Annotated in this window: 16 protein-coding genes; 8 read left to right on the top strand and 8 right to left on the bottom strand. The window is 66.3% G+C overall.

Translation table 11 applies throughout. The annotated features are described in order from the left end of the window. Nucleotides 1–59 precede the first annotated feature (59 nt). The 7 genes from lipB to EL249_RS03145 all read left to right on the top strand — a co-directional run bounded on the left by lipB (nt 60) and on the right by EL249_RS03145 (nt 7,682). Nucleotides 60–941: a lipoyl(octanoyl) transferase LipB gene (lipB, locus tag EL249_RS03175; RefSeq protein WP_005674382.1), complete on the top strand. Its 882-nt coding sequence runs from the start codon at nt 60–62 to the stop codon at nt 939–941. A 7-nt stretch (nt 942–948) separates the two neighbouring features. After that, entirely contained in the window at nt 949–2,112 is a 1,164-nt protein-coding gene (gene lipA / locus EL249_RS03170) for a lipoyl synthase (RefSeq protein ID WP_005674383.1), read from the top strand. A gap of 339 nt (nt 2,113–2,451) precedes the next feature. Then, nucleotides 2,452–3,627: an ATP-binding protein gene (locus EL249_RS03165; RefSeq protein WP_005674384.1), complete on the top strand. Its 1,176-nt coding sequence runs from the start codon at nt 2,452–2,454 to the stop codon at nt 3,625–3,627. 285 nt (nt 3,628–3,912) lie between these two features. Then, the gene (locus EL249_RS03160) at nt 3,913–4,443 is read left to right on the top strand and encodes a PepSY domain-containing protein (RefSeq protein ID WP_050781938.1); all 531 of its coding nucleotides are present in this window, start codon (nt 3,913–3,915) and stop codon (nt 4,441–4,443) included. 378 nt (nt 4,444–4,821) lie between these two features. Continuing rightward, nucleotides 4,822–5,352, top strand: coding sequence for a PepSY domain-containing protein (locus EL249_RS03155; RefSeq protein WP_005674390.1), 531 nt, complete (start codon nt 4,822–4,824; stop codon nt 5,350–5,352). 120 nt (nt 5,353–5,472) lie between these two features. Further along, nucleotides 5,473–6,138, top strand: a complete 666-nt coding sequence (locus EL249_RS03150) for a response regulator transcription factor (RefSeq protein WP_005674391.1) — start codon at nt 5,473–5,475, stop codon at nt 6,136–6,138. Next, complete coding sequence (locus EL249_RS03145; RefSeq protein ID WP_005674392.1) at nt 6,114–7,682, top strand: sensor histidine kinase; 1,569 nt, start codon at nt 6,114–6,116, stop codon at nt 7,680–7,682. Before EL249_RS03150 ends, EL249_RS03145 begins: the two co-directional genes overlap by 25 nt. 180 nt (nt 7,683–7,862) lie before the next feature. Here EL249_RS03145 and EL249_RS03140 read toward each other — a convergent pair whose 3' ends face one another. From EL249_RS03140 to EL249_RS03130, 3 genes are all read right to left on the bottom strand, one after another. Next, nucleotides 7,863–8,522 carry a BON domain-containing protein gene (locus EL249_RS03140; protein ID WP_005674393.1) on the bottom strand — a complete coding sequence of 220 codons (660 nt, stop codon included), beginning with the start codon at nt 8,520–8,522 and terminating at the stop codon, nt 7,863–7,865. Nucleotides 8,523–8,691: 169 nt separating this feature from the next. After that, on the bottom strand, nt 8,692–9,057 hold the full coding sequence (locus tag EL249_RS03135; protein WP_005674394.1) for a YraN family protein: 366 nt from the start codon (nt 9,055–9,057) through the stop codon (nt 8,692–8,694). A gap of 61 nt (nt 9,058–9,118) precedes the next feature. Beyond that, a complete protein-coding gene (locus EL249_RS03130; protein ID WP_169311694.1) occupies nt 9,119–10,144 on the bottom strand; it encodes a penicillin-binding protein activator in 1,026 nt (341 codons plus the stop codon). A 148-nt stretch (nt 10,145–10,292) separates the two neighbouring features. Here EL249_RS03130 and rsmI point away from each other — a divergent pair, with 148 nt between their 5' ends. Then, nucleotides 10,293–11,126, top strand: a complete 834-nt coding sequence (gene rsmI / locus EL249_RS03125) for a 16S rRNA (cytidine(1402)-2'-O)-methyltransferase (protein WP_005674396.1) — start codon at nt 10,293–10,295, stop codon at nt 11,124–11,126. A 21-nt stretch (nt 11,127–11,147) separates the two neighbouring features. On the opposite strand, the gene EL249_RS13715 is transcribed toward rsmI, so the two are convergent. From EL249_RS13715 to argS, 5 genes are all read right to left on the bottom strand, one after another. After that, entirely contained in the window at nt 11,148–12,350 is a 1,203-nt protein-coding gene (locus EL249_RS13715) for a septal ring lytic transglycosylase RlpA family protein (protein ID WP_126348066.1), read from the bottom strand. A 32-nt stretch (nt 12,351–12,382) separates the two neighbouring features. After that, complete coding sequence (locus tag EL249_RS03115) at nt 12,383–13,231, bottom strand: SDR family oxidoreductase (protein ID WP_005674398.1); 849 nt, start codon at nt 13,229–13,231, stop codon at nt 12,383–12,385. 4 nt (nt 13,232–13,235) lie between these two features. After that, a complete protein-coding gene (locus EL249_RS03110; protein ID WP_005674399.1) occupies nt 13,236–13,901 on the bottom strand; it encodes a thiol:disulfide interchange protein DsbA/DsbL in 666 nt (221 codons plus the stop codon). A gap of 245 nt (nt 13,902–14,146) precedes the next feature. Continuing rightward, nucleotides 14,147–14,920 (bottom strand): SPOR domain-containing protein, encoded by a 774-nt coding sequence (locus tag EL249_RS03105; protein ID WP_005674400.1) that lies wholly within the window; start codon nt 14,918–14,920, stop codon nt 14,147–14,149. Between the two features lie 22 nt (nt 14,921–14,942). Continuing rightward, nucleotides 14,943–16,670: an arginine--tRNA ligase gene (gene argS / locus EL249_RS03100; protein ID WP_005674401.1), complete on the bottom strand. Its 1,728-nt coding sequence runs from the start codon at nt 16,668–16,670 to the stop codon at nt 14,943–14,945. Nucleotides 16,671–16,962 lie beyond the last annotated feature (292 nt).

Below are 16,962 nucleotides of genomic sequence, written 5' to 3'. Positions count from 1 at the left end.
CTCGGGCGACGTCCTCGCCCGCCATCCCGTAGCCTGACCTTCCCATTGCCACCGCCCCGATGACGGACGCCCGCTCCCATGCCCTCCCTTCCATCCGCCTGCGCCTGCTGGGCACCGTGCCCTACACGGACGCCCTGACGCGCATGCGGGAATGGACGGCGGCACGGCAGGCAGCGCGCAAGGCGGCCCTGGCGGGCGGAGCCCCGCCTGCTGCCACACCCGCCATCGTGCCCGGTACCGGAGAGGCATCCCTGCGGCGCGACTGGCCGGACCTGGCCGAGGCCGCCACGGCCGGCGACGAGATCTGGCTGATGCAGCATCCGCCCGTCTTCACGCTGGGCATGAACAGCCAGCCCGAGCACCTGCTCAATGCCGGCGACATCCCGGTGGTGCCCACGGAGCGAGGCGGTCAGATCACCTATCACGGCCCCGGCCAGATCATGGCCTACCTGATGCTGGACCTGCGGGCCCGCCGACTGGGCATCCGCACCCTGGTCGAACGCATCGAGGATGCGCTGATCGATTGCCTGAGCCAGTACGGCATCACCGCCTTCCGGCAGGAAGGGGCGCCCGGCATCTACGTCCTGCCCGGACAGAACGGCCCTGTACAGCCAGCCGATGGCGCGGCACAATGGCCCGCCGGTACCGTCACGCCCCCCGTGTCCGGACCGCACCACGTCCACGCGCGCCATGCCCGGCCGGCCGCTGGCGTGGCCAAGATCGCCTCCATCGGCCTGAAGACCAGCCACGGCTTTTCCTATCACGGGCTGGCGCTGAACGGGCAGATGGACCTTTCACCTTTCCATAGAATCAACCCCTGCGGATTCCGCAACCTGCAGATGACCGATATCCATCGGCAGGCCGCCCTTTCCCAGGACCTCGATCTCGATGCGCTGGCGCTTGCCCTGGGCAAGGCACTGGCCGCCGCCATTGAAGGATAATTCGCCCATGGATCTCGTCGACAGCTCACTGACCGCCCGTTCCGCCCCGGCCCCTGCCGCGCCCTCGCAGACCGACACCGCGTCGCAGCCTCCCGTCACGACCCGGGATGGCGCCCCCCAGGGCACGGCGGCCTCGGCCTCCGGCATCACCGCGCGCGCCGCGGCCAACCAGGGCGCCGCCACCCCGGCCATCGACCCGCGCCAGAAGCAGAAGGGCGAAGCCAAGACCTCGCGCATTCCCATCAAGATCATTCCGATCAAGGACATGCTGCGCAAGCCGGACTGGATCCGCAAGCCGGCCCCCAAGCTGGGCAGCCGCTTCTACGAGATGAAGGAGATCCTGCGCGACCACAAGCTGCACACGGTCTGCGAGGAGGCCTCCTGCCCGAACATCGGCGAATGCTTCGGCAAGGGCACCGCATCGTTCATGATCATGGGCGACAAGTGCACCCGCCGCTGTCCGTTCTGTGACGTGGGCCATGGCCGCCCCGACCCGCTGGACACCGAGGAGCCCTACAACCTGGCGATGAGCGTGAAGGCGCTGCGCCTCAAGTACGTTGTCATCACCTCCGTCGACCGCGACGACCTGCGCGATGGCGGCGCCGGCCACTACGCCGACTGCATCCGGATGATCCGCGAGCACTCGCCCAGCACCCAGATCGAGGTGCTGGTGCCCGATTTCCGCGGCCGTCTGGACAAGGCGCTGGACATCCTGGAAGCCACGCCGCCGGACGTGATGAACCACAACCTGGAAACGGTGCCGCGCCTGTACAAGCAGGCCCGTCCGGGCGCCAATTACGAGCACTCGCTGAAGCTCCTGAAGGACTTCAAGGCCCGCAAGCCCGACGTACCCAGCAAGTCCGGCCTGATGGTGGGCCTGGGCGAGACCGATGAGGAAATCCTGCAGGTGATGCGCGACATGCGCGCGCATGACATCGACCGTCTCACCATCGGCCAGTACCTGGCTCCCACCCGGCACCACCTGCCGGTGGAGCGCTACGTCACGCCCGAGACCTTCAAGATGTTCGAGGAAAAGGCCTACGAGATGGGCTTCCAGCACGCCGCCGTGGGCGCCATGGTGCGCAGTTCCTACCACGCCGACATGCAGGCCGAGGAGGCCGTGCGCAACAGTGTGAAATCCAGCGATAAATTGGACTGCACACCAGTCTGATGGGCTGGCTCCCCCGGGCTTTCGGGTTGGCGCCAGGATGAACGACCATCCGCCGATCAGGGGGTTCCCGAATGACGGCCGGCCGTGGCGACCGGACGGACTGGCTGGGCAGGACATGACGGGAGCCCCTGCAAAAGCCTGTGAACGCGGGGGCGCCCCAGTCTCACCTGCATCATTGTCGATCAGGCAGGCTACCAGGCAAAAATTGCGACGTCTATACCAAAGCATAGTAATGTATAATCAAGTATAACTCGATTGAGTTATACATAAGTATACTGCCTTATACTTCGGTATAGTCCGCTATATTCTAGTATAGTCCCCCGTTCCAGATCATCAACCATGGACCCCATCAGAAACCCGTTTGCCCCCGGTGCCGGCAGCCAGCCACCGGAACTGGCCGGACGGCAGCACATCATCCATGATGCAAGCGTGGCGCTTCAGCGTACCCTGGACCGGCGCCCCACCCGGTCGCAGATGCTGTTGGGATTGCGGGGCGTGGGCAAGACAGTATTGCTGAACCGAATCCGGGAACTGGCCGAAGAATCCGGGCACCTGACATCCTACATCGAAGCACCGGAAAGCAAGCCACTTGGAGAACTGTTGACCCCGCAGCTGCACAAGGTGCTGCGCCGGCTGTCGACGAGAGAAGAAGCCCGGGCCCGGGTTCATTCGGCACTTCAGGCACTACGTTCCTTTGCAGCTGCCTTCAGGATCAGCTATGGAGACACATCGATCTCGGTCGAGCCTGAGCCAGGCGTTGCGGACAGTGGTGATCTGGAACTGGACCTTGCCGACCTGTTCGTACAGGTTGGCGAGGCGGCGAAAGAGGCCGGCAAGGCGTGGACGCTGTTCATCGATGAGGTGCAGTATCTGACGGCCAAGGATCTGAGCGCGCTGATCGTCGCGCTGCACAGAGTCAATCAGGCCAACCTGCCGATTCTGTTCTTTGGCGCCGGCCTGCCACAGGTAGCCGCACTGTCCGGAAACGCCAAGTCCTACGCCGAGCGATTGTTCGCTTACCCGCCAGTAGGCCCTTTGCGCAAAGAGGACGCAATTGCAGCCATCCGGCAACCTGTGCTGTCCGAAAGAGCCAGTATCAGTGACGAAGCGCTTGAAGACATCTTCGGACAAACTCACGGCTACCCCTACTTTCTGCAGGAATGGGGCCATCAATGCTGGAAGATCGCCAGCGGAAACCGCATCGAGCTTGCCGACAGTCATGCGGCTGCAAAGCTGGCCATCGAACAGCTTGACAATGGTTTCTTCAAGGTGAGGTTCGACCGGCTGACGCCAAAGGAACGCGAGTATGTCATTGCCATGGCAAGACTGGGCAAAGGCCCGTACCGGTCGGCCGACGTAGCAGAAAAACTTGGTGAATCCCTGCAAAGCCTTGGTCCACGACGTTCGAAGATCATCAACAAAGGCATGATCTACAGCCCTTCCCACGGCGACATCGACTTCACGGTGCCGCTGTTCAACGAGTACCTGATGCGCAGCTACCCCGAACAGGTGTGAAGCTCGCTCATGAGCGTGACAGGCTCAGGCGGCCGTCAGCCTGTGCGATGCACGCCTACCGTCTGATCACCCCGTTTTTCAATCGTTCACAACAATTCTGCTAGCCCGCCGTTTCCTAACCTGCCACTAAGTCTGCCCGCGCAGAATGCATCCCGTCGACAGCAACAACGCTGCCGCACCGATGCAGCACACCGGGCCACAATCTTCGGGGAATCGCCCCACAACCACCCGGTTGCCCCTGCACCGAACCCCATGGACCCAAAACACAGACGCAAGGAAACGACCATGAACAAACGCACCCTCACCGCCCTGCTGGCCGCCTCCGCCATCGCCATCGGCACTGCCGCGCCCGTTTTTGCCTCCGATACGCAGGACATCGCTGCCCTCGGCCAGGCCAAAGTGACCCTGCAGCAGGCCATCACCGCGGCCCAGCAGAAACACGCCGGTGCCCGTGTCATCGACGCCGACTTCGATACCCACAAAAACGGCAGCGCCGACTACGAGATCAAGCTCGTCACCACCGACAACCAGGTCTTCAAGGTCATCGTCGACCCACAGACCGGCAACGTCACCGCCGACCGCCCCCATGGCCAGCGCAACAAACCGGTGCCCGCCCCCAGCGTCAGCCTCGAACAGGCGCTGGAAACCGCCCTGCAGCAGCATCAGGGCGGCAAGGTGCTCCAGGCCGAGCTGGAAGGCCGCAAGGACGGCACGGCCGACTACGAGTTCGACGTGGTCACCGCCAACAGCCAGATCTACAAGGTCCGCATCGACGGCCAGAACGGCAAGGTCGTGGCCAACTACCTGGACGACTGATCCCGGGCAGCCCGGCAAACCCACGGTCGCTGGCGCTGCGCCCCTTCACGGGAAGGGGCCCCTTGCACCCGTGGTGAATCAACGGCATGTTGTGCCCTGTCCGCGTGTCTGCAGGCTCCCCCTTGCACCTGCAGGGAATCATTCATCCTCGCGCCAGCCACCAGCCGTGTGCTGGCAATACGCCACGCAGGCAGGAATGGCCTCCGGCCGGGTCTGTCGCGCCCATTCACCAGCTCGCTACATCGTTACGGATCTGACGTACCCCACATACGCCGCTGGGGTAATCTTGAACTTTTTGCCGTTCCCGACACATGTCATGGATCTGTCCATGGCACGTGCCGGCCGGATCTGTTTCAGGATTTTCCCAAGGGGAGTTTCATGAACCGTAACGCCCTGCACGCGCTGGTCGCTGCAGCCCTGCTGGCTGGTGCCGGCAGCGCCCTTGCCGCCGACATCCGCGACATCGCGGCGTCGAAGCACGTCAAGGTCAACATCGAACAGGCCATCGACACCGCACTCAAGGTTCACCCGGGCAGCATCGCCCTCGATGCCGACCTCGACGGCCACAAGGATGACACCATGGACTACGACGTACGGGTCGTCACCACCAGCAACCATGTCTTCAAGGTACGCATCGACCCCATCACGGGCGAGGTCATCCGCGACAAGGCCCAGGGCCCCCGCATCACACAGGCCCCGTCCCTGCAGATCACCCTGAAACAGGCCATCGTCACCGCCCAGCAGCAGCACCCGGGCAGCAAGGCACTGAATGCAGACTTCGACGGTGCCCGTGGCACACCCCGTTATGTCATCGAAACCCTGCTGCCCACCGGCGAACTGCGCGAACTCACGATCGACGCCCAGAGCGGCCAGGTTCTGGAGGACCATGCCGACCGGGCCGACTACTGAGCCGCTCCGGACATCGGCCAGCCCCGACCGGCACAGCCATGGTGCAACCGCAGGCCGCCCTGCCTGCCGCAGCTGACCCAGTACGTACTCCCCGCCCCGACCCCGAAGCCTCCCTGCACCATGCGCGTCCTGCTCGTCGAAGATGACCCCATGATCGGCAACGCCGTCCACGGCGCCCTGAACGATGCCTCCTGGGCGGCCGACTGGGTGAAGGACGGCAACAGCGCCCTCACGGCCCTGCGCACGCAGCACTACGATCTCGTCCTGCTGGACCTCGGCCTGCCCGGACGTGACGGCCTGGAGGTACTGCGCAGCATCCGCAGCCAGCCCACGACCCTGCCGGTGCTCATCGTCACCGCCCGCGATGCCCTGGACGACCGCATCGCCGGACTGGACGCCGGCGCCGACGACTACATCCTCAAGCCCTTCGAGATCAGCGAACTGCTGGCCCGCATGCGGGCCGTGCTGCGTCGCCAGGGCGGCCAGGCCAACCCCATTCTCAGCAGCGCCCTGCTCACGCTGGACCCCGCCACCCACGAGGCCAGCCGGCAGGGCCAGCCCACCGTGCGTCTGTCCAACCGCGAATTTGCCCTGCTGCACGCCCTCATGCAGCGCCCCGGCGCCATCCTCTCGCGTGCCGACCTCGAAGACCGCATCTACGGCTGGGGCCAGGAGGTGGAAAGCAACGCCATCGAATACCTCATTCACAGCCTGCGCAAGAAGCTGGGCAGCGAAGCCATCAGGAACATACGGGGCGCCGGATGGATGGTGAGCAAGCAGGCCTGAGCCAGTCGCTGCAGTTCCGTCTGGCACGCGCCATCTCGCTGGCCGTGGCCGCCATGGCCACCGTGGCAGGCATCCTGTCGTTTCGGGCCACGCTGCACGAGGTGCATGAGTTTCAGGACGAGATTCTGGAGCAGGCGGCCGAACTGCTGGGGCCGGAATCCGGTCAGGTCACCGCATCACTGCCGGTGCAGGGCTGTCTGCAGACTGATGACGACGAGGAAGGACTAATCATCCAGCGCCTGCCCGCCCTGTCGAAGGACGGACAGGACAGGAAAGACAGGAAGCAATCTTCCGTCACTGATACGGCCACGAAAGATTCGCGGGCAAATGATGGAGCAGCAACATCTGTCAGACCATCGGATGCGACACGTACATCGGATGCAAAACGTTCATCCGGCTCGCGTGACAAGGATGAAGATGACGATGATGACGAGGCCCGCTGCCTGCCGCTGCCGGCCACGCTGAAGAACGGCTTTCATGCCTTCCGGAACCAGAATCTGGATTACCGGGTCTATGTGCATCGCCTGCGCGATGGCAGCCGCATCGCCGTTTCGCAGGAAACCCGCATCCGTGATCAGATTGCCCGCCAGAGCGCACTCTACGCCACGCTGCCCCTGCTGTTGCTGGTGCCCGTGCTGCTGGCGGTGATGCTGATGCTGATCCGACTGATGCTGCGGCCGCTGGCGGAGCTGTCCCGTACAGTCAATGCCCGTCAGGAAAACGACCTGCAGCCGCTGCCGAAGACCGATCTGCCCACCGAGCTTCGGCCCTTCGTGAACGCCATCAACGGACTGCTAGGCCGCACGGGTGCCGCCATGGAAAGCCAGCGTCGCTTCGTCGCTGACGCGGCGCACGAGCTGCGCTCTCCGCTGGCCGCCCTGTCGCTGCAGGCCGAACGGCTGCATGCAGCCCCGATGTCCCCCGAGGCGACCGAGCGTCTGGAGACGCTGCAGGCCGGCATCCGGCGCAGTCGGCACCTGCTGGAGCAACTTCTGCTGCTGGCGCGGGCACAGAATGCGCGTTGGGGTCAGGGGCAGGCTGCTGCCACAGCGGCTTCCGTCCCTGCTGCCGTGGCCGTCCTGCCAGTGATGCGCCGCGTGCTGGAGGACCTGCTGCCGCTGGCGGATCAGAAGGGGCTCAATCTGGGCATCAGCGCGGCCCCCGGCGTCACCCACGATGCCGAGGCGGACGAACGGATTCGGGTTAGCGCCGACGAGATGGCGCTGTACACGCTGCTGCGCAACCTGGCGGACAACGCCATCCGCTACACACCAGTGGGCGGCCAGATCGATCTGTGGGTGGATCGGCGCGGTGCTGAGGTGGTGATGGCCGTGCAGGACAATGGCCCCGGCATTCCGGCCGCGGAGCGTGCGCGGGTCGTCGATCCGTTCTACCGGGTGCTGGGCACGGGTGAGAGCGGCTCGGGACTGGGGCTGTCCATCGTGGACACGCTGGTGGGCAACCTGAAGGGGCGGTTGCGACTGGATGATGCCGTGGGCCAGGCCCACGGTCTGCGGGCGGAGGTGACGCTGCCGGCGGCGTGAAGGGGCAACGTTCCGGATCGGAACATGGCCTGGCGCATGCTCCCGGCAAATGACCGTCCGGACGGACGGGTCGTCTCGGCAACGTGATGGTTCGAGCGGTAAACCCGGGGCGCGGGCGGTACACCCCGGGGCGCGGGAGTTAGCCGCCCGCGTCACCCGATCACTCGTTTCGGGGCCTGCTTACTTGCCCTGGCCTTTCTGATTCTCGGGCCGGTCAGTCCCCAGGATGCGCGACAGCTCGGCATCGGTGACGTACTCGAACAGCGTGACGACCTTGCTGACGCCCGAGACCTGCGAAGCCACGATGGCGGCACGCTGGCCTTCCTCGTGCGTGACCACACCCATCAGGTAGACGACGTTGCGCTCGGTCACCACCTTGATGGCGCTGGCGGTGACGTTGCGCTCACGCACCAGACCGGCCTTCACCCGCGCTGTCAGGGAAGAATCCCGGGCGCTGGCGGCGAAGTCTTCAACCGGCTTGATCTCGACCTCGTTGTAGATGTCCTTGATGTTGGGCACCCGGGTGCGGACGATCTCTTCGGCCTGGGCACGCATCTCTTCAGTGGGCACCTGACCGGTCAGCAGCGCGCGCCGGTTGAAGCTGGTGATGGACACCGACGCCATCGGATCCTTGTTGACGCTCTCGTTGAGCACGCGGGCGCCGCGCAGCTCGATGGTCTCGTCCTCGGTCTGGGCACCGATGGAACGACGATCCAGCACGGCCACCGTACCGATGGCGGCGCCGGTGACGGCCAGTCCAAAGCAGCCGCTCAGCCCCAGGGTGGCTGCAAGCACGGCAGACGATACGATACGACGCGCGAAGGCGCTGGGCTGGCTCATCCGAACTCTCCTGATAGCGTTGGTCCGATTATAGAAAGCCCGGCCGGATTTCGCCCGTTCGTCGGCTGCTGTTGTGGCCCACGCATCGAAACGTTACAAACTGCTGACGGTAACGGCGGCTCCATGGACTTTTCAGGGGGGCTGTGATGCGGCAAGCGCCTTCAGACGCTCAGAACGCCTGACGGATCCACGTCAGCTGCCCGCCCTCGATGGCCACGACATCGAAGCGGCACTCGGGCCAGCCACGGCCGGCAAAGCGTGATTGCAGCCAGCACTGGGCGGCGCGCTGGATGCGCTGCTGCTTGCGGAAGTCCACGCTGGCGGCCGCGCCGCCCCAGGCCATGGAGCGGCGACTACGCACCTCGACGAAGACCACGGTCTGGCCGTCCCGCATGATCAGGTCGATCTCGCCCACCTTGTAGCGGACGTTGGCCGCGACAAGGCGCAGGCCGGCCTGCTGCAGATGCTCGCGGGCCTGCTGCTCGGCCTCGTTGCCGATCCGCTGGCGCGGTGTCAGGCGCGGTGTGTCGTTCATCGCAGCCCATCATCCGGTTGGTGAGCGCCTGCTTCGCCGGAAACCCCCTAAAAATTGGGGCTCAGACGGCGACAGGCACCCCGTTGCGATATTCGGCCGGCAGCAGCGTGCGCTCAATGACCGGGTAGCTGCCGTCGTAGCGCAGCTTGCCCGTCAGGCCGTTCAGGTCCAGCGTGGTGGCCCCGGAGAACATCTCGCGCCCGATACGCAGCGCGTCGATGCCCAGCGCGTAGAGGCGCTGCATCTCCAGGCTGAAGTCTTCGGGCGGCGCCTCGAAGCCCTGGGCCCCATAGCTCTGCGGCTGGATGATGGCCGGCATTTCCACCAGCCGAATGCCATCCAGTTCGCCAATGGGCGTCTTGGCGTCCGGCCCGCCGATGGAGATCTGCGAGGTGCCAAAGGCCGGCTGGTTCCGGCCCGTGATCATCCGGACGGGGCGCGCCAGGTGCGAGGCCATGGAAAGGAAATAGAGGTCGCCCTGTTCCTTCTTGGCGACTTCGCGAAACTTGTAGAGCGCGCTTTCTTCCAGCTCGATGGGCAGGTCGGCTTCGCCCCCCAGGGCCTGCCACTGGCCATGGAAGACCGAGGCGGCGCGGCGTCCCACCTGGTTGGCCGCGGTGATGATGATGGCGCGCGGAGCCTTCGGGTTGCTGGCCTTGCGACGCATGGCCTGGAAGGCCATGTCGGCCACCTGCACGGCCTCCTGCTCGACGCCGATGGAGAAGACCAACACGTTCCAGGGCACACTGCCGTCGCCCTCGAACTGGTTCAGGGCCAGCGTGGTGATGGGCACTTCGCCGAAACTGGCCAGCGCAGCCGTGCCGTTGCGCGTGAGCGGGCCGATGACGAGCGACGTGCCCCGGCGCAGCATGCCCTGGTAGGCGGCGGTGAGCTGCTTGGCCGATTCGTCGGTCTCGTAGATGTCGATGGCAAAGCCCTTGGGCAGCCGGCGGAAGGCGGTCTCGATGCCGGCTTTCAGCGCGGCCGCGGCACGACCATAGATCTGCCCGGACTTGGGTAACAATAGACCGATCCGCTCCACCGACGCGGCGCGGGCCAGCCCCGGCCAGCCGGCGACTGCTCCCATGGTCGCCCCTGCGGTCAGCAGGGTTCCTTTCATCCAATCTCGACGCTGCATCATGCCCTCATGCCAGTTTGCCGGCGGGCCCGATCCCGAAGGGATCGTCCCTGCGCCAGCAGAAACCTCTCCGGCGCTTGCCGCTGCATTATATGTAGTGGCCACGCCCATCGGAAACCTCGAAGATATCAGCTCGCGCGCCGCACGGACGCTGCGGGCTGCTGCATGGATTGCCGCCGAGGACACCCGCAGCAGCCGACCGCTGCTGCAGTCGCTGGGCATCGGCCACGCGCGCTGCCTGGCGCTGCACGCCCACAACGAGGAAAGCCAGGCCGAACGCGTGCTGGATCGCATCCGGGGCGGCGAATCGGTGGCGTTGATCACCGATGCGGGCACCCCCGGCATCAGTGATCCCGGCGCCCTGCTGGTGGCCGCAGCCCATGCTGCCGGCATCATCGTCGTGCCGGTCCCCGGGGCCAGCGCCTCCACCACGCTGCTCAGCGCTGCCGGCCTGCCCGGTGGGCGCTATTTCTTCGAGGGATTCCTGCCCACCCGTACCCGCCTGCGTCAGGAACGGCTGCAGGCACTGGCGGCCAGCGGGCAGGCCTTCATGCTCTTCGAGGCGCCACATCGCATCGAGACGCTGGCGGCGGAACTGCTTCAGGCGCTGGAGGCCGAACGCGAGGTGGTGGTGGGACGGGAACTCACCAAGCGTTTCGAGCAGATCGTGCGCATGCCGCTGGCTGCGCTGCCCGAGTGGCTGCAGGCGGATGCCAACCATTGCCGGGGCGAGTTCGCACTGCTGGTCTTTGCCCCCCCGGTCCAGCCGGAAAGTGACGAGGCCGCAGACGCAGCGCCCAGTGTGCTGGGGCTGAAGGCCATGCAGGTGCTGAGCGAGACGATGCCGCCGCGTCAGGCCGCCAAGCTGGCGGCCCGTATCAGTGGCGACAAGGCAGACAGGCTGTATCAGAGCACGCTCAGGGACAAGTAAGCACTTACAACGATCGCCCTGCTATTGGCGCGAGACCCCCGGCTTGTGTCCGGTGCGCTGGCCGATGTCGGCGGCCACGGCGCGCGCATCGGCCTCGTCGGCATAGGGCCCCAGCAGCACACGATACTGGTCGCCGCGCTGAACCAGCTCCACCGGCGGATCGGACGGGGTGGAGCGCGCCATCTGCTCGCGCTGCACGCGCAGGGCATTGTCCAGCTGACGGAACACGCCCAGCTGCAGGAACCAGCCGCTGTCGCCTTCGGCGGCACGACGGGCTCGGACTGGCGCCGAGGGGGCGGTCTGCGTCCTGGCCGAAGGCCGGTTCGGGGCCGGGACTGCGCCCTGCTCTCCAGGGGCAGCCCGCCGGCTCTCGGGAGCCATCGCTTCCGCTGTCGGGAAGGCGTCACCCCCTTGGCTGCCGTTGTCCGCCGTCAGGGCGGAAGGCCCTGGATCACCGCTGTTGCTACCCGCCACGCCGGCGCGTTCATCCACCCGGGGTGGCTCCGCCGGCGCAAGCTCCTTGTCCGCAGCGGCGCCTTCATCCCCCGGCAGGTCCAGTTCGGCGCGGGCCAGCGAGACCGCCGGCAGCGTGCGGGCCTGAACGGGGACCGCCCTGACGCCAGGCTGGGCCGTCAGCGTGCGGCCTTTGCCGGCATCCGCGGGATTGAGCAGTTCCACCTCGACCTCGGCGTGCCCCTTGCCCACATAGCCCAGCTTGCTGGCCGCCAGGTAGGACAGGTCGATCAGCCGCCCACGCAGGAACGGTCCCCGATCGTTGACGCGCACCACCACCGAACGGCCGTTGTCCAGCCGCGTGACGCGCGCGTAGCTGGGCAGCGGCAGCGTCGGGTGAGCGGCCGTCATCTGGTACATGTCGTAGGTTTCGCCCGTGGACGTGGGCTTGCCGTGAAAGCGCTGCCCATACCAGGACGCCACGCCCTGTTTCTTGTAGGGCTTGCGTTCGGTCATGGGTGCAAAGTCCTGTCCCATCACCCGATAGGGGCGATTGGCCCGGGCCAGCAGCGGTTCGTGCTTCGGCACCGGATCGGGCTCGCGCATCAGGCGGGCCACCCGCTCAGGGTCCGGCTTGCCGGGGCCGTCATCCAGGTAGTAGCCGCCCCCGCGCGACGGGTTGCCGCTGGCGCAGCCTGCGGACAGGCAGCCCAGCAGGGCCGCCGTACTCACGGACACCCACCAGCCCGGCCGGTTCTTCACTGTAGACACTCGTTCGATACTCCCCGGAACCTTCCGGTCCGTCAATGGCGCGGGCTGTCCGCTCCGCCCGTACCGGACGGCGGAATCTCTCCCTGACGCGGCTTGCGCAGACTGTTGGCAAACAGGCGGTCATAGAGCCAGGCCGGCAGGATGCGCAGCAGCCTGGCCACCCATCCCATCTGCCAGGGAATCACGATCCGGCGCCGGCGCGCCAGAATGGCATCCACCGCCACCTGCGCAAAGCGTGGCGCCGGCATCAGGAAGGGCATGTGATAGGGGTTGATCCGGGTCATGTCGGTATCGATGAACCCCGGCGAGATGGTGACGACCGAGACGCCAAACGGCCGCATTTCCAGCCGCAGGCTTTCCAGATAGACGGCCACGGCCGCCTTGCTGGCGCTGTAGGCGCCCGATCCGGGCAGGCCCCGCACGCCGGCCACGCTGGCAATGCCCACCAGCGTGCCCCGGCGGGCCGCCTTCATGGCGTCCAGGAAGGGGGCAAAGCTGTCGAAGACACCCTGCACGTTCACGGCCAGGATGCGGGCAAAGACGGCCCGATCTTCCGGCTCGTCGGTGAGTGTGCCCACACTGATGCCCGCGTTGGCAATCACGATGTCAGGCGCACCGTGCTCGGTCACGAAGCGCCGGCAGATGCCGGAAAGCCGCTCGTGGTCGGTGATGTCCACCGTTTCGCAGACGCATTGCACCTGCGGCAGGTCAGCGGCCAGTTCGGCCAGCCGGTCGGCGCGACGGGCCAGCAGCAGCATCGTGCTGCCCGGAAAACGTAGGGCCAGCTCGGTGGCCAGCGTCCGCCCCAGGCCGCTGGATGCGCCCGTGATGACGATGCGTCGCACCGGGGACGATGCGGCGCTGTCGCGGCCGGCCGCCATCAACTCACTTGCCGGCGCCGTCGGCGCCTTGCTGGCCGCGTTCGCGCTGGATCAGCTCATCCAGCACCACGATGGCCCGTTCGTTGCTGCCCGCCACCGACGGGCTGGTGGTATAGCGGCCATTGATGCCCAGCGTCGGCACGCCGTCGATGCCATAGGCGGTGGCCAGCTTGTTGGCGCGCTGGATCTGCGTCTTCACGCCGAACGAGTTGTAGGCATTCTCGAAGGCCTTCGGATCCACCTTGGCGGCGGCCAGCACTTCCTTCATCTCGTCCAGCTGCTGCATGGGCTTGCGCTGCTTCTGGATGGCCTCGAAGATCACATTGCGGGTGTCATCGTCCTCGCGGCCGATGGCCTGCAGTGCATAGAACATCTGCTGGTGCGGACGGCTGAAGAAGGGCACGTGCACACGGCGGAAGACCACGTCCTCGGGCTTGCGCTTGCTCCAGGCCGAGATGGTCGGATCGAAGGCATAGCAGTGGGGGCAGCCATACCAGAAGAACTCCACCACCTCGATCTTGCCCGGCGCGGCCTCGGTGGGCACATGCCCCGACAGCGCCTGGAAATCCTTGCTGCTGATCGACTGCTGCGCCAGAGCGGCGCCAGCGGGCATCAGCGCCAGGGCCAGGCCAGCTGCGGAAAGCGTCAAGAGGAACTGTTTGCGATTCATGAGACCCATCCTGAAAGAGGCGACACCCGGAAAGCCTTTCCAGGCATCGTGAAAAACTGGGGGAACCGTAAAGGTTCCCGGCGAAGGAGCGTCCGGCCTGGGGGCCGAAGGTCATCCGCAGCAACGAAGGAGGCGTCGAGCCGGTTTACCCTGCATCAGACCGTTACACCTCGCCAACCATCAGTGGCAGTTCGCAACCGACCAACGGCAGGGTTGGCTCCCCTCCCGGACGAAGCCCGCAGGGATCAGCGCCCGCGCACCACGGCCGCTTCGATACCCTCGTCGGCCAGATCGGCGCGCACCTGGTTGGTGTCCTGCAGCGACGGATACGGCCCGATCCGGACCCGATACACCGTCTGGCCATTCACGTTGCCCTGCTCCACCCGCGCTTCCAGACCGCGCAGCGCAAGGTTGCCCTTCAGGCGCTCGGCATCGGCCACGCGCCGGAAGGAACCGGCCTGCAGCATGTAGCCGCCCCCCACCATGGCAGGCTGTTGCGGCGGCATGGTGGGCAGATCATCGGTCGGCTGTCCGCTTGCATCACCGGTCACGTCCACTGTGGAGACCCCCTGCGACTGCAGGTTGGTGCGCGGATCCGGCTGCGGCATCACCTGTTGGCGGGAAGCGCCCTGGTTGGGGTCAGGCAGCTGACCGGCCTGGGGCTGGACGCTGGGCACCGGGTTGGGCACCTCGGGCGCCGGCTTCAGCCCCGACGGGTTGCCCTCCTGCACGACCGGCGTGATGAAGGGCAGTGGCGAGCGGTAGATGTACCAGGCCACGCCCGCGGCTGCACCGGTGCCGATCAGCAGACCCAGCAGCAGGCCCAGCATCGTGCCGCCCCGCTGGCGTGCCAGCGGCGTGCGTGCCACGAAACCGGGCCGGGACTCGCCTGCCTGGCGAGCATCCTCCAGGTCTGCGGGCCATGCCGTGTTCACCCGGGCGGCTGCCAGCCGGGCAGTCGCCTGCGCCATCGGGGCATCACCCCGGTTCATCGGCATCATTGGATTGTCGATCTGCATCAAACCTCCCAGCCGTGGCCGTTCACAGCCGTTCCGGCGCCGACACGCCGATCAGCGCCATGCCGCGCCGCAGGACCGTCCGCACGGCCTCCAGCAGCGCCATCCGCGCCGACTGCAGTTCGGCATCGTCCACCAGCACGCGTTCGGCGTTGTAGAACGCATGGAAGTCGGCAGCCAGATCCTTCAGATAATAGGCCAGCTGATGCGGCGCCAGTTCACGCGCAGCCTCGGTCAGCATGGCCGGGAAAGCCGCCATGCGTGCCATCAGCGCGTATTCGGTCGGTGCCGTCAGCCGGTCGATGTGCGCCCCGCGTCCCTCCGCGCCGGCCGACTGGCCACCACGCTCCGCCGCCTGCGCCAGGATCGAGCAGATCCGGGCATGGGCATACTGGACGTAATAGACGGGGTTCTCGTCCGAGCGCGACAGCGCCAGGTCCACATCGAAGGTGAACTCGGTGTCGCCCTTGCGGGAAATCAGGAAGAAGCGCACGGCGTCGCGCCCCCGGGTCTCGTCCCCGCCGCCCGACCACTCGATCAGGTCACGCAGCGTGACGTAGCTGCCCGCACGCTTGGAGATCTTCACCTCCTCGCCGTTGCGCATGACGCGCACCATCTTGTGCAGCACGTAGTCCGGGTAGCCCTTCGGGATGCCCATGTCCAGCGCCTGCAGCCCGGCGCGAACCCGCGCCACCGTGCCGTGGTGATCCGAACCCTGGATGTTGATGGCCTGGGTGAAACCCCGCTGCCACTTGCCCAGGTGATAGGCCACGTCCGGCACGAAATAGGTGTAGCCGCCTTCGGACTTGCGCATCACGCGGTCCTTGTCGTCACCGTAGTCGGTGGTGCGCAGCCACAGCGCGCCGTCCTGCTCGAAGGTGTGGCCGCCGGCCACCAGTCGCGCCACGGCCTCTTCCACCTTGCCGTCGGTGTAGAGCGACGACTCCAGGTAGTAACGGTCGAACGACACGCCAAAGGCCGCCAGGTCCAGGTCCTGTTCACGACGCAGGCAGGCCACCGCAAAGCGGCGCACTGCATCCAGGTCATCCAGATCACCTGTGGCCGTCTCGGGCGGCTGGCCATTCACCTGAACCGTCTCGCGGGCCACGAAGGCCCGGGCGATCTCGGCGATATAGTCGCCGCGGTAGCCATCGGCCGGGAAGGACGGATCATCCGGCGAAATGCCGCGCCCACGTGCCTGCACCGACAGCGCCAGGTTGTGGATCTGCGCGCCGGCGTCGTTGTAATAGAACTCGCGGTGAACCTTCCAGCCTTGCGAGGCCAGAAGGTTGCCCAGCACGTCGCCCAGTGCCGCCTGGCGGCCATGGCCCACGTGCAGCGGGCCGGTGGGATTGGCCGAGACGAATTCCAGCATCACCTGCTGGCCGTTGGACGGCTGCTGCCCGAACTGTTCACCCTGGGTCAGCACCTCGTGCACCACGCGCTGGTGAGCGGCGGGCGTGAGCCGGAAGTTGATGAAGCCCGGGCCGGCAATCTCGGCCTGGGCGATGAGATCGGTCGCACCGGGTTGTTCCATCAACGCGGCCACCAGCTGTTCGGCCACCGCGCGCGGCGACTTCTTCAGCGGACGGGCCAGCTGCATGGCCAGGTTGGTGGCCAGATCCCCATGGTCGGCCTGCCGGGGGCGCTCAAGCGAAGGCGTCACCGACGCCGCCAGCTCAGCCTCGACCCCGATGGCCTGCATCGTGTGCGCCAGAAGCTGGCGCAATTCATTCAATTGTGTTGGAAGCATCCCCGGATTCTAGAGCCTGCACGCCATTTTGGGCGGCCGCTGTGGGCTGCCCCTGACGCGGCGGGCCGACAGCCGGCGCCTGGCCACGCCCACTCGCGTCGCGCTCCGTCGGCGTCGATGCGAGGGCCGGGCTCATGTTCCGGCGTGCCGCTCAGGCAGCGCCTGCCTCTGCGCAGCACTCACCCTGTCTCGGATCCTTGACGGATTTGCCGGTGCATACAAAGACAGACACTGCGTTCTGCATTCAGCATGCGCGGATCGTTACAATACCGCCGTTACATTTTTCCTCGAC

Origin of the sequence: Lautropia mirabilis, assembly GCF_900637555.1 — a bacterium.
Lineage (GTDB): Bacteria > Pseudomonadota > Gammaproteobacteria > Burkholderiales > Burkholderiaceae_E > Lautropia > Lautropia mirabilis.
This window is presented reverse-complemented; position numbering and strand designations above follow the sequence as displayed.

What these genes read in the sequence shown, in the direction of transcription:
- lipA (WP_005674383.1), top strand. Translation starts at nt 949, where the DNA reads ATGGATCTCGTCGACAGCTCACTGACCGCCCGTTCCGCCCCGGCCCCT.
- EL249_RS03135 (WP_005674394.1), bottom strand. Translation starts at nt 9,057, where the DNA reads ATGAACGACACACCGCGCCTGACACCGCGCCAGCGGATCGGCAACGAG.
- EL249_RS03155 (WP_005674390.1), top strand. Translation starts at nt 4,822, where the DNA reads ATGAACCGTAACGCCCTGCACGCGCTGGTCGCTGCAGCCCTGCTGGCT.
- EL249_RS03145 (WP_005674392.1), top strand. Translation starts at nt 6,114, where the DNA reads ATGGATGGTGAGCAAGCAGGCCTGAGCCAGTCGCTGCAGTTCCGTCTG.
- EL249_RS03130 (WP_169311694.1), bottom strand. Translation starts at nt 10,144, where the DNA reads ATGGGAGCAGTCGCCGGCTGGCCGGGGCTGGCCCGCGCCGCGTCGGTG.
- EL249_RS03110 (WP_005674399.1), bottom strand. Translation starts at nt 13,901, where the DNA reads ATGAATCGCAAACAGTTCCTCTTGACGCTTTCCGCAGCTGGCCTGGCC.
- EL249_RS03105 (WP_005674400.1), bottom strand. Translation starts at nt 14,920, where the DNA reads ATGCAGATCGACAATCCAATGATGCCGATGAACCGGGGTGATGCCCCG.
- argS (WP_005674401.1), bottom strand. Translation starts at nt 16,670, where the DNA reads ATGCTTCCAACACAATTGAATGAATTGCGCCAGCTTCTGGCGCACACG.
- EL249_RS03165 (WP_005674384.1), top strand. Translation starts at nt 2,452, where the DNA reads ATGGACCCCATCAGAAACCCGTTTGCCCCCGGTGCCGGCAGCCAGCCA.
- lipB (WP_005674382.1), top strand. Translation starts at nt 60, where the DNA reads ATGACGGACGCCCGCTCCCATGCCCTCCCTTCCATCCGCCTGCGCCTG.
- EL249_RS03140 (WP_005674393.1), bottom strand. Translation starts at nt 8,522, where the DNA reads ATGAGCCAGCCCAGCGCCTTCGCGCGTCGTATCGTATCGTCTGCCGTG.
- EL249_RS03150 (WP_005674391.1), top strand. Translation starts at nt 5,473, where the DNA reads ATGCGCGTCCTGCTCGTCGAAGATGACCCCATGATCGGCAACGCCGTC.
- EL249_RS03160 (WP_050781938.1), top strand. Translation starts at nt 3,913, where the DNA reads ATGAACAAACGCACCCTCACCGCCCTGCTGGCCGCCTCCGCCATCGCC.
- EL249_RS03115 (WP_005674398.1), bottom strand. Translation starts at nt 13,231, where the DNA reads ATGGCGGCCGGCCGCGACAGCGCCGCATCGTCCCCGGTGCGACGCATC.